The organism is Cobetia sp. 2AS (assembly GCF_029846355.1).
Taxonomy (GTDB): Bacteria; Pseudomonadota; Gammaproteobacteria; order Pseudomonadales; family Halomonadaceae; genus Cobetia; species Cobetia amphilecti.
This window is the reverse complement of the sequence record NZ_JARWKQ010000002.1, coordinates 806764-818803: the sequence shown is the minus strand read 5'-3', so window position 1 is coordinate 818803 and position 12040 is coordinate 806764. Positions and strand designations below refer to the sequence as shown.

Annotated in this window: 11 protein-coding genes; 5 read left to right on the top strand and 6 right to left on the bottom strand. The window is 64.7% G+C overall.

The genetic code is table 11. The features are described from left to right. Positions 1–65 precede the first annotated feature (65 nt). From rsxC to QD356_RS08590, 4 genes are read right to left on the bottom strand one after another with little or no spacing between them, the layout of a single operon-like run. The gene (gene rsxC / locus QD356_RS08605) at positions 66–3065 is read right to left on the bottom strand and encodes an electron transport complex subunit RsxC (protein WP_225996324.1); all 3000 of its coding nucleotides are present in this window, start codon (positions 3063–3065) and stop codon (positions 66–68) included. Then, a complete protein-coding gene (gene rsxB, locus QD356_RS08600; RefSeq protein ID WP_192837646.1) occupies positions 3065–3703 on the bottom strand; it encodes an electron transport complex subunit RsxB in 639 nt (212 codons plus the stop codon). The genes rsxC and rsxB overlap by 1 nt, the downstream gene beginning before the upstream one ends. Before the next feature lies 1 nt (position 3704). Then, on the bottom strand, positions 3705–4286 hold the full coding sequence (gene rsxA / locus QD356_RS08595) for an electron transport complex subunit RsxA (RefSeq protein WP_043334102.1): 582 nt from the start codon (positions 4284–4286) through the stop codon (positions 3705–3707). 16 nt (positions 4287–4302) lie between these two features. Beyond that, positions 4303–4593, bottom strand: coding sequence for a hypothetical protein (locus tag QD356_RS08590; protein WP_152965392.1), 291 nt, complete (start codon positions 4591–4593; stop codon positions 4303–4305). 29 nt (positions 4594–4622) lie between these two features. Here QD356_RS08590 and QD356_RS08585 point away from each other — a divergent pair, with 29 nt between their 5' ends. Further along, on the top strand, positions 4623–5129 hold the full coding sequence (locus QD356_RS08585) for a DUF3465 domain-containing protein (RefSeq protein WP_043334103.1): 507 nt from the start codon (positions 4623–4625) through the stop codon (positions 5127–5129). 114 nt (positions 5130–5243) lie between these two features. Here QD356_RS08585 and metG read toward each other — a convergent pair whose 3' ends face one another. Continuing rightward, the gene (gene metG, locus QD356_RS08580) at positions 5244–7295 is read right to left on the bottom strand and encodes a methionine--tRNA ligase (RefSeq protein WP_192837647.1); all 2052 of its coding nucleotides are present in this window, start codon (positions 7293–7295) and stop codon (positions 5244–5246) included. 249 nt (positions 7296–7544) lie between these two features. On the opposite strand from metG, the gene QD356_RS08575 reads away from it, so the two are divergent. Further along, positions 7545–8018: a TerB family tellurite resistance protein gene (locus QD356_RS08575; RefSeq protein WP_052384628.1), complete on the top strand. Its 474-nt coding sequence runs from the start codon at positions 7545–7547 to the stop codon at positions 8016–8018. A 177-nt stretch (positions 8019–8195) separates the two neighbouring features. Here QD356_RS08575 and QD356_RS08570 read toward each other — a convergent pair whose 3' ends face one another. Next, positions 8196–8873, bottom strand: a complete 678-nt coding sequence (locus tag QD356_RS08570) for a cell wall hydrolase (RefSeq protein WP_192837648.1) — start codon at positions 8871–8873, stop codon at positions 8196–8198. A 631-nt stretch (positions 8874–9504) separates the two neighbouring features. Here QD356_RS08570 and QD356_RS08565 point away from each other — a divergent pair. The 3 genes from QD356_RS08565 (at position 9505) to dcd (ending at position 11909) form a co-directional block, all read left to right on the top strand. Then, positions 9505–10218, top strand: a complete 714-nt coding sequence (locus QD356_RS08565) for an RNA pseudouridine synthase (RefSeq protein ID WP_159055855.1) — start codon at positions 9505–9507, stop codon at positions 10216–10218. Positions 10219–10380: 162 nt separating this feature from the next. Continuing rightward, on the top strand, positions 10381–11217 hold the full coding sequence (apbC, locus tag QD356_RS08560; protein WP_279877671.1) for an iron-sulfur cluster carrier protein ApbC: 837 nt from the start codon (positions 10381–10383) through the stop codon (positions 11215–11217). Positions 11218–11342: 125 nt separating this feature from the next. Then, entirely contained in the window at positions 11343–11909 is a 567-nt protein-coding gene (gene dcd / locus QD356_RS08555; RefSeq protein WP_043334107.1) for a dCTP deaminase, read from the top strand. The last annotated feature ends 131 nt before the right edge of the window (positions 11910–12040 follow it).

Below are 12040 nucleotides of genomic sequence, written 5' to 3'. Positions count from 1 at the left end.
GGGCAATGACACGAGGCGTGCTTCAGGATGAGTCGCCATTGGCGCGGTAATTGGGCTCAGGTCACTCATTGGGCGTCCACCAGTGCCTGCACCTCGGCCAATGACTCGCGGGCGTGTTCCAGATTGCGGCGCGTGCGGTCGACCTTGGTCGCCAGGCGCTGACGGTTTTCGTCATCCGCCTCGCTCAATGCGGCCTCTGCCTTGCGGTGGGCTGCCTCGGCCGCCTTGACCGCGATGCTGACCTGCTTGTGGCGCTTGGCAAGGTTCTCGGCGCGTGATGCCTCGATCTCGGCCTGCGAGAGCGTCACGTTGCTGGCCATGCTGCCGCGCCCGACTGAACCCGCAGCGGGCTTGGGCGCCTCGGGAATCAATTCGCCCGCGCCCTTGGCGGCAGGCGACACCTCAGTGCTGCCAGCTTGCGCGCTGTTGAGGCGCACCTCGGCGGCACGCAGGTTTTCCTGGGCCGTGGCCAGCAGGGTCTGCAGGTCCTCGATATCGCCTTCGCCACTTTCGCTGGCGCGGGCCAGGGCCTTTTCGGCCTTCTTGACCGCGATATTGGCTGCGGCGCGCGCCGTCTTGAGTGCCTTGATATCGGCGCTGGGTGCCGCAGGTGCCGGTGCAGCAGCGTTGGCAGAAGAGCCAGCCGCACCTGTATCAGTGGTTTGAGCAGAGCCAGCCGCAGCGCTTGCCACAGGGCCTTTATCAGTACCTTGAGCAGCGCCAGCGGCGTCGGTCGCTGCCTTGAGGTCGCCCTCAGCCTTGGCAAGGCGTGCCTTGGCCTCGGTGACGCTGGTCTCGAGGGCGGAGATGTCGCCCTCACCGCTGTCCTGGGCGGTCTTGAGGGCCTTCTCGGCCTTCTTGACCGCGATATTGGCCGCGGCACGTGCCGTCTTGAGCGCCTTGAGGTCGGCTGCCGGGGCAGCCGCGCCTGTCGCGGAAGCGCTGGCCGCCGCAGGGGCAGCTGACTCGCTGGCCTCGCTGGCAGCCTTGAGATCGCCTTCGGCCTTGGCCAGTCGCGCCTTGGCATCTGCCACGCTGGTCTCGAGGGCGGGAATATCGCCTTCACCGCTGTCCTGGGCGGTCTTGAGGGCCTTCTCGGCCTTCTTGACCGCGATATTGGCCGCGGCGCGCGCCGTCTTGAGCGCCTTGAGATCGGCGGCGGGAGTAGCCGCACCGGTTGTCGAAGCGCCGGCAGCCGCCGGGGCAGCTGACTCGCTTGCCTCGCTGGCGGCCTTGAGGGCGCTCTCGGCGCTGGCGAGCTTGGTCTTGGCCGCGGTCACGTTGGCCTCGAGCTTGGCGATATCGCTCTCGGAGCTCTCACCGCCATCCTGGGCTGTCTTGAGGGCCTTCTCGGCCTTCTTGAGGGCGATGTTGGCCGCGGCGCGCGCCGTCTTGAAGGCCTTGATGTCGGTGGCCGGTGCCGGCTGGGCAGCGGCGGCCGCTGTGGAGGGCGAGGCCGAAGGCGCGTCTGCGGCGGCGCTGGCATCGGCGCGGGCGGCGGCGGACTTCTGGGCCGCCTGAGCGCGCTGCTGACGCTTGGCTTCCTTCTCGGCTTCCTCGCGCGCCATGCGCGCCTGCTTGAATTCGAAGCGGTGACGCGCGCGCTCGGACTTGCGCGCCTCGTGCTGGGCACTGCGAATCTCGCCCTTGGCGAAGCGGTAATACTGCACCAGCGGAATCTGGCTGGGGCAGACATAGGAGCAGGCGCCGCATTCGATGCAGTCCGCCAGATTGTAGAGCTCGGCCTTGTCGAACTCGCGTGCCTTGGAGAACCAGTAGAGCTGCTGCGGCAGCAGCTCGGCCGGGCAGGCCTGCTCGCACATGCCGCAACGGATGCACGGCTGCTCGACCGCCGGTGCCGGCAGTGACTCGGGAGAGGAGGCCAGCAGACAGTTGGTGGTCTTGATGATCGGCAGGGCGTCGCTCTCGAGCGTGAAGCCCATCATCGGGCCACCCATTACCAGGCGGGCGATGCCCGTCGGCGCAGGCGCCGCCAGACGCAGCAGGTCTGCAATGGAGGTGCCCAGGCGCGCCTCGACATTGTGCGGATGCTGCAACGCCTCGCCGGTCAGGGTGACGACGCGCGAGATCATCGGCTCGCCGAAGCACACCGCGCGCTGCACGGCGCGCACGGTGCCCGGGTTGTGCACCACCACGCCGACATCGGCGGGCAGGCCACGGCTGGGCACTTCGCGGTCCGTAAGCAGCTTGATCAGCTGCTTCTCGCCGCCGGAGGGATACTTGGTCGGCACCACCACGACTTCGAGGCGTGAATCCAGCGGCGGCAGGCGCTTGTCGGCGCGGCGGGCGCGAATCGCCTGTTCAAGCGCGATGACGGCCTCGGGCTTGTTGTCCTCGATGCCGATCAGGATGCACTCGGGGCCGATCAGGCTGGCGAGAATCTCGAGCCCTTCGATCAGCGCTTCCGGATGCGTGCGCATGGTCAGGTCATCGGCGGTGATGTAAGGCTCACACTCCGCCGCGTTCAGAATCAGGGTGTCGATGGCGTGGCGCTCACGCACCCGCGCCTTCACCGCCGAGGGGAAGCCGGCGCCGCCCTGGCCGACCACGCCGGCGTCCTGCAGACGCTGGATCAGGTCCTGGGCTTCCTGCTGACGCCAGTCGCGCCAGGCTTCCAGGCGCGCCCATTCATCGATCTCGCCGTCGCGCTCGATCACGATGCACAGGTCTTCCAGGCCCGAGACGTGGGGAATCTGGCGCGGCTCGATGGCGGTGACCACGCCGGTGATGCTGGCATGCACCGGGGCGGAGATCATGCCCTGGGCGCGCGCGATCAGCTCACCCGTCTTGACGCGCTGGCCGATCTCCACCAGTGGCTGGGCGGGCGCGCCGATATGCTGGCTGAGCGGCAGCACCACCTCACGGGGTAGCGGGGCGGCTACCAGCGGGGCGCGGTTGGAGAGCGCCTTGTGCTCCGGCGGATGGATACCGCCGTGGAAGTCGAACACGCGCGGCGTGCCCTGACCCTTTTGTGTGTGTTCCGCCTCCGCCGTGGCAGAGGAGCGTGAGGAAGTCACCATGGATTTGAGTAACGACAGAACCATCAGGCGACATTCCTTGCAGATGTGGCAGTAGAATCGGCGGCATCGGTCACGATCAGGTTGCCGCTGAAGCGGGCATTGTCGCGGGTCGGGCCCGCCGGTTGCGGCCAGTGCCAGCTGCGCACATCAGTGGCGACCGGCACCATGTCGATGCAATCGACTGGGCAGGGCTCGACACACAGATCGCAGCCGGTGCATTCGTCGGCGATCACGGTGTGCATGTGCTTGGCGGCACCTAGGATGGCATCGACAGGGCAGGCCTGGATGCACTTGGTGCAACCGATGCACTCGTCCTCGCGAATCACCGCTACCTTGGGCGTGTTGTCGCTGTCACCATCCAGCGGCGTGGCCTCACGGCCCAGCAGGTCGGCCAGCGAGGCGATGGTGCTCTCGCCGCCCGGCGGGCACTTGTTGATCTCGTCGCCTTCGGCGATGGCCTGGGCGTAGGGCTTGCAGCCCGGATAACCGCACTGGCCGCACTGGGTCTGCGGCAGCAGCTGGTCGATCTGCTCGACGATGGGGTCGCCCTCGACCCTGAAGGCCACGGCGGCAAAGCCGAGCAGGCCCCCGAAGACGACGGCCATGGCCACCAGTGCGACGATGGCGGAGATCAGCGTATGGTCGTTGAAGAATTCGAGCATGTCAGATCTGCACCAGTCCGGAGAAGCCGAGGAAGGCCAGCGACATCAGGCTGGCGGTGATCATCGCGATGGCCGGGCCCTGGAAGGGGCGCGGCACATCGGCGACGGCCAGGCGCTCGCGCATGGCGGCGAACAGTACCAGCACCAGCGAGAAGCCGACGGCCGCGCCGAAGCCGTAGAGCGTGGCTTCCATGAAGCTGGAATTGCGGTTCAGGGTCAGCAGCGCCACGCCGAGTACCGCGCAGTTGGTGGTGATCAGCGGCAGGAAGATGCCCAACACCTGATAGAGCAGCGGGCTGGTCTTCTTGACCACCATCTCGGTGAACTGCACCACCACGGCGATCACCATGATGAAGGCGATGGTGCGCAGGTACTCGAGCCCCAACGGCGCGAGGATGAAGTGATAGGTCAGGTAGGCGCACATCGACGACAGCGTGAGCACGAAGGTGGTGGCCAGCGACATGCCCATCGCGGACTCCAGCTTGTTGGAGACACCCATGAAGGGGCACAGGCCGAGGAACTGCACCAGTACGAAATTGTTGACCAGGATGGTGCTGATCAGGATAAGAAGGTATTCACTCATCAGGGGCGTCGCTCGGTCAGGGTGTTTCGAAGGCGCTTCCGTGCTCGCGGCATGCATGAACCGGCACTCGCAGGCGATCAGGGCTGTTGCTGCCGCAAGCTGTCAGGAAGCTGCACGGCAGGGGATCGTCGAGCGCGGCGGTATTATACGCAAGATGCTGCTGGCCGACAGCCTGTAGCGTGGCAAGCGAGGCGTAGTGTTGCCAGCATGAGACGACCATTGTTTCGCGTTTTGCTTGGTTCTTGAAGTAATAAAGAAGAATTCCTTTATTACTTTTATTGATTATGGCGTGATCAGAGACTTTCACGTCATCCGGGGTGGCACAAGGAGCGGGATATGCGCAGGACTGGAACACGCGGCCGTCGGCCGTTATGGGTCATCATTCTGGTGGTGGCGATGGCGGGCATCTCGCAGCTGACGGGCAATGGCAATTTCTCGCTCTCCCAGCTGTGGAATGACTTCCAGTCGCCGCAGGCCGAGGCGACGCAGGGGGAAGGCGCCTCCTCGGCAGACGAAAGCCGACTCAGGCGCGCCATCAGTGCCCAGCAGAGTGATGTGCAGGTGCGGGGCGTGGGCGAGGTGACGCGTCTGCTCAGGGATGATCTCAAGGGCAGCCGTCATCAGAAGTTCCTGATCCGGGTCGCGGGCGGGACCACCATTCTGGTGGCGCACAACATCGACCTCGCGCCACGCATCGACAGTCTTCAGGTCGGTGATCGCATCGGCTTCTACGGCGAATATGAGTGGACCGACAAGGGCGGCGTGATCCACTGGACGCATCATGATCCCGGTGGCCGCCATGTGGATGGCTGGCTGGAGCATGCCGGTCGCCGTTACGAGTAGCCCTCCCGCAGGCAGAATGTGACGCATGAACGACAACGCCCCGCCAGAGAGTCTCTGGCGGGGCGTTGTGCTGAAGAGGCTTCAGTTGGGCAGCATCAGCGCATCATCACTGCATCAAGTGACGCGCTGGCCCGGCTTGGCGCCGGTGTGCGGCTCCAGCAGGTAGATGCCTTCGTCGTCACCGGCGGCCAGCACCATGCCCTCTGACACGCCGAAGCGCATCTTGCGCGGCGCCAGGTTGGCGACCATCACCGTCAGACGACCTTCCAGCGCTTCCGGCGCGTAGGCGGACTTGATGCCGGAGAACACGGTGCGTGTCTCGCCACCGATGTCCAGCGTCAGCTTGAGCAGCTTGGCCGCCTTCTCGACATGCTCCGCCTTGACGATCTTCGCCACGCGCAGGTCGGTCTTCATGAAGGTATCGAAGTCGATCTCGTCGGCGATCGGGTCGGCGTCGAGCGGGCTCGGCGCGGCCGCGGCTTCGGCCTTGGCGGTGCCGTCCTTGATCTTCTGCTCCTCGACCAGCACTTCGCGCGAGGCTTCGAGCATCTTGTCGATGCGCTCCGGCTCGACACGGGTCAGCAGCGGCTTGAACTTGTTGATCGCATGATCGGTCAGCACGCTTTCACGGCTGGCCCAGTCGAGGCTCTCGAGGTTCAGGAAGTCGCGTGCCTTGTCGGTCAGCTCCGGAATCACCGGCGCCAGATAGACCATCAGCTGGCGGAACAGGTTGATACCCACGGAGCAGACGTCGAGCACTTCCTGCTCGCGGCCGTCTTCCTTGGCCATCGCCCACGGCGCCTTGTCGGCGATGTAGGTGTTGGCTTCATCGGCCAGCTCCATCACCTTGCGCATGGCGCGCGCGAATTCACGGGCTTCGAAGTCTGCCGCGATGCCTTCGCCAGCGGCGATGAAGCGCTCGACCAGCTCCGGCTCGGCGCAGGTGGCGGACAGCTTGCCGTCGCCGAACTTCTTGACGAAACCGGCGCAGCGGCTGGCGATGTTGACCACCTTGCCGACCAGGTCGGAATTCACGCGGGCGGTGAAGTCGTCGAGGTTGAGGTCGAGGTCATCGACGCCGGAGGTCAGCTTGGCGGCGAAGTAGTAGCGCAGGTATTCCGGGTTGAGGAACTGCGCGTAGGTGTCGGCCTTGATGAAGGTGCCGCGCGACTTGGACATCTTGGCGCCATTGACGGTCACGAAACCGTGGCAGTTGACGCCGGTCGGGGTGCGCATGCCGGCACCTTCCAGCATCGCCGGCCAGAACAGGGCGTGGAAGTAGACGATGTCCTTGCCGATGAAGTGATAGACCTCGGCGTCGGAATCGGCCTTCCAGTAGCTGTCGAAGTCGATGCCCTGCTTCTCGCACAGGTTCTGGAAGCTGGCGAGGTAGCCGATCGGCGCGTCCAGCCACACGTAGAAGTACTTGCCCGGCGCGTCGGGAATCTCGAAGCCGAAGTAGGGCGCATCGCGGGAGATGTCCCACTCGGCCAGACCCGCCTCGAACCATTCCTGCAGCTTGTTGGAAATCTGGCTCTGCACGCGGCCGCTCTTGGTCCACTCCTGCAGGAACTCGGCGAAGTTCGGCAGCTTGAAGAAGTAGTGGGTGGACGTGCGCATTTCCGGCGTGGCGCCGGAGATGGCCGAGACCGGATCGATCAGCTCGGCCGGCGTGTAGGCCGCGCCGCAGGCTTCACAGTTGTCGCCGTACTGGTCTTCGGTCTTGCACTTCGGGCAGGTGCCCTTGATGAAGCGGTCGGCGAGGAACAGGCCCTTGACCGGATCGAACATCTGCTCGATATCGCGCGTGGCGATATGGCCGGCATCGCGCAGCGCCAGATAGATGCACTCGCTGTGGGCGCGGTTCTCCGGCGAGTGGGTGGAGTGATAGTTGTCAAAGCCGACGCCGAACTTGGCGAAGTCGGCCTGGTGCTCGTCACTCACACGCTGGATCAGCTGCTCGGCGGTGACACCTTCCTGCTCGGCACGCAGCATGATGGCGGTGCCGTGGGCGTCATCGGCGCACACGTAATGGCATTCGTGGCCACGGCTTTTCTGGAAGCGTACCCAGATGTCGGTCTGGATGTACTCAAGCAGGTGACCCAGGTGGATCGACCCATTGGCATAGGGCAGGGCACTGGTAACCAGAATCTTGCGCGCTGACATGAGGCCTCGTCTTGACGGTAAAGGGCGCCTGCTGCGCAGTGCGCAGCGACTCGCCGGGATGACTCGTGATAAGGGGCGAACGCATCGCCCCGTCGGGATGGGCGCTACTATATCGCGAAGGTGCGGGCGGCGCGAAGGGCGCGTCGCGTCACCGGCAACGCTGGCGTGCGCAACTGCGAGGTTGCAACCCGTGCCGCTGCCCTCATGAAGGATTCAAGGACACTACATTTTCCGTTCCTGGAGGTCAGCATGCCAGCACAGCTATCCGTCGCCGGTCAGATCAATCGTCTCATCCGCCAGGTGATGATGCCCGGCAGCAACGCCCGCCCCAACGAGGAGCCCGGCCCGGAACTCGCCATGGCCGTGCTGATGTTCGAGGTGGTACGCGCCGATGACCATCTCGATGTGCGCGAACGTGAAGCCCTGGCGCGCCAGCTGGCCGAGCGCTTCTCGCTGGGGGATGAGGAACTTGCCAGCCTGCTGACCCAGGCCGAGCAGGATGCCGAGCAGGCCACGGACCACTACCGCTTCGTCAAGCAGCTCAACGAGCACATGAGCCTTGAGGAGCGCAGCGAGCTGATCGGCATGCTCTGGGAGCTGGCCTACGCCGATGGCGAGCTGGACCCGCAGGAAGAGCATCGCATCCGCCGTCTGGCCGGCCTGCTGCATGTCAGCCACAGCGAGTTCATCCGCACCAAGCTGGCGGCACAGCCAGACACCTGATCCGTCAGGAATTTTGGGAAGGGTGTCCCTGCCCACCCCTTAGGCACACGCCCCTATTACGACACCCCCAAACATGACGCCCCCGTTGCCAATGGCAGCGGGGGCGTCGTGTTTGCGACTTCGGGTCGCAGTGTCGCTGGCTCTCAGCAGCGGTCATCCAGCAGCAGCGGCTCGCACTCAGTTGCGATAGAACAGGTGCTGACCGATGCGCGCGGTGCGCACGAAGCGCTTGGCCCAGTAGGGCGTGGCGTAGCGGGCGTGGAAGTAGAGGGCGCCGTCGGTGACGTCTTCCAGCTGATGGTTGAGCGCCTGACGGGCCACGTCGCGTGCTTCGGCGTAGGCGGCGGGTTCGCGAATGCGGTCTGAGCGCCCGTCACACCACCAGGAGAACTGGCAGCTGCCGCTTTCGCCGCCCTGCTTGACCACGCCGCACAGGCTATCGGGGAAGCGCGGGTCGGCGGCGCGGTTGATCACCACATTGACAATGCCCTGCATGCCGCTTCTGCCTTCGCCCTTGGCTTCCCAGTAGGCGGCGCGCGCCAGGCAGGTCAGCGGGTCATCCACCGGGCGCTGGCCGTTGGGGTCGATCGCCTTGGCGCCGGCCTTGCTGAGCAGCAGGCTCTCCGGCACATCGCTTTCGCCTTGCACCAGCAGGCTTTCCAGCCGTTCGGCCTTGACGGCTGCCTTGGCCGCGGTAGTCGGGGCGGCAGGCGCGTCCGAGGCGTGCGGCGCGGAGCACCCTGCGGCCAGCGTCAGGCCGAAGATCAGTACCAGATGACGAAGCGTGCGTGCACTGCTGATGGCGTAGCGCCTAGTGTGAGTCAGTGGGCGGCGCGATGTGGGAGATAAACGCATGCAAGATACCTGTGAACGTGGCCTGGGAAGCGCAGCAAGGCGGGATGGCGCGCAGGGTCAATCCGGGTCGATCGCACACCTTCGGTTGGCGAGTCACTGACGGAGACTGAAGCGTTGGCCACCGGCTTCCTCGGTAGCGACAGTCGACGCGCAAGCGCATCAGTTTGCCTGACCCTGACCTTGTATGGTCCAGGGTGAGCTTCAACGCAACTCTGACGCTTTGCCGCGCAAAGGGTTCCGCAACTGTCACCACGCGGTTGCGTAGTGATGACGATGACGATGGTGCGGGCAGCGCATCGTGCCTGCCAGCGCACGATCAGGCGTGCCAGAGGCAGCCAGATCGCTTGCGCCAGAGGGGCGGATGACCAGGCGTAGTGGATCAGATGCGCTGGCGGAGAGCGTCAAAGGACCTGGTGATGAGCATCATATGATCTGCTCAAGCGCGCCGCGCCGATTTCTGGCCACGCAGCCTAGCATCTTCAGCGCGTCTCGTCCGTGCCATCCTCGGCGCATGCCGTTATCATGGCGGGCTAGCCTTGATGACCCTGTCAGGCTGTCCCACTTCTTTTTATCTGCGCTTCTGCGTGCTGCTGCTCTGCCTGTTGCCTGCGTCGCTGCCTCGAGAGTCCCCATGACCGAACCCGTCCGTCTTTCCAAGTTTCTGGCCCATCAGCAGGGCATCTCGCGCCGTGAGGCCGAGCATCTCATCGCCAAGGGGGTGGTACGTGTCGCGGGCGAGATCGTGGAAGCGCCTTTCTTCAAGGTCACCGATGAGGAAGTCACCGTCGATGAAGGCGCCAGCATGGCACCCATCGAGCCGCTGACCCTGGTCTGGTATCAGCCGCCGGGCACGCCGCTGCCGGACCCGCTGACCCTGCGTGACGGCGCGCCGCGCAGTGCGCTCGACAACAGCGGTGCCGACTGGCTCAAGGTGCATTTCCTGTCCCAGCAGCCGCTGGCCGAGCTCGGCGAAGACGAATCCGGTCTCGCGGTGTGGTCACAGAACCGTGGCGTGATCCGCAAGCTGGGTGATGACCTCGACCAGCTGGAGCAGGAGTACGTCGTCGAAGTGGAAGGAACGCTGGATGACGAAGGCCTCAAGCGTATCGGCTTCGCGCTGTGCGCCGACATCCGTGGCCGCAAGCCCAAGGTCAGCATCAGCTGGCAGAGTGATACCCGTCTGCGCATCGCCATGAAGCGGGTGCCGGTGGGGGGTATCCGCGGTGCGGTCGAGGAGCAGGGCCTCAAGGTTATCGAGGTGCGTCGTCTGCGTCTGGGCGCGATTCTGCTCGGTCGCATGGCGCCGGGCGAGTGGCGCTTCCTGCCGGTCGACGTGCGCTTCTGAGACGTGCGCTTCTGATTTGCTCCCAAGTTCATGGCTTCCTGAGGCATGGCTTCCATGGACATGCTTCCTCGGCTTGGCCCGTGTAGCGGTGGCAGGCATACTGTGCCCATCGTGTTCCACGGCTTTTTTCGCTGACAGTTCAGACGCCTGCGCGCCACATTCATCGCGTCGCGCAGGCCGTCACAGGAGTTTCAAGGTATGGAAGGTATCAAGCACATTGTCGCGGTCGCTTCCGGCAAGGGTGGCGTCGGCAAGTCCACCGTCACCGCCAATCTGGCACTGGCATTGGCGGCGGAAGGTCTCAAGGTCGGCCTGCTGGACGCCGACATCTATGGCCCGAGTCAGGCGCAGATGTTCGGCGTGCCGACCGGCCAGCGTCCGGAGATGGCCGGTGAGCAGGTCTTCAGCCCCATCGAGGCGCATGGCATCAAGACCATGTCGATGGCCTATCTGGTCGACGTGAAGGATCCGATGGTCTGGCGTGGCCCGATGGTTGCCGGTGCCTTCCAGCAGCTGCTCAACCAGACCGCCTGGGGCGAGCTTGACGTGCTGCTGATCGACATGCCGCCGGGCACCGGTGATATCCAGCTGACCCTGTCGCAGAAGGTGCCGGTCTCCGGCGCCGTCATCGTCACCACGCCGCAGGACATCGCACTGCTGGACGCCCAGAAGGGCATCGAGATGTTCCGCAAGGTCAAGGTGCCGGTGCTGGGTGTGGTCGAGAACATGAGCACTCACACCTGCAGCCAGTGTGGCCACAGCGAAGCGGTCTTCGGCGCGGGCGGTGGTGAGCGTATCGCCGATGAGTACCAGACTCGTCTGCTGGGCCAGCTGCCGCTGACTCTGAGCATTCGCGAGAATGCCGATGGCGGTCGCCCGAGCGTGATCGCTGAGCCGGACGGCGAAGTGGCCGCGAGCTTCCGCGCCATCGCGCGTCAGGTCTCCGAGTCTCTGGAAAGTGCCGGCGCAGACGAAGGCCCGAGCATCAGCTTCAGCTGAGCCCGACACGCCAGGCGCTAGCCGCGCGTGCCGAGGTTTCCAGCGACACAGCGGGCCGGTATCATGCTGGCCCGCGTTTCATGGCGCTCACGCGTCTCTCCCCATCAGTCAGTCAGGTACGCTCGATGAGCATCAAATCCGACAAGTGGATCCGTCGCATGGCCGAAAGCCACGACATGATCGAACCCTTTGAGCCCGATCAGGTGCGCTTTCACGATGAGCGCCGTGTGATTTCCTACGGCACTTCCAGCTACGGCTACGATGTGCGCTGCTCGGATGAGTTCAAGGTCTTCACCAACATCCATTCGGCGACGGTGGACCCCAAGCACTTCGATGAGAAGAGCTTCGTGGACGTGAAGGGTGACTCCTGCGTGATTCCGCCCAACTCCTTCGCGCTGGCCCGTACCATCGAGTACTTCCGCATTCCGCGTAACGTGCTGACCATCTGCCTGGGCAAGTCCACCTACGCGCGTTGCGGCATCATCGTCAACGTGACGCCGCTGGAGCCGGAGTGGGAAGGCCACGTCACCCTCGAGTTCTCCAACACCACCAACCTGCCGGCGCGTATCTACGCCAACGAAGGCGTGGCGCAGATGCTGTTCCTCGAGTCCGATGAAGTCTGCGAGACCAGCTACAAGGATCGCGGCGGCAAGTATCAGGGCCAGCGTGGCGTGACTCTGCCGCGTACCTGATACCCCTTGCTGCACGCCTGGGTATTGCGTTTACGCAAGTGACCTGCACGCGGCAAGACAAGAGTGTGGTAAGCCAGGAGCGCCTCCTTCGGGAGGCGCTTTTTTTGTGTCTGCTTGTGCCTGCTCGTGGC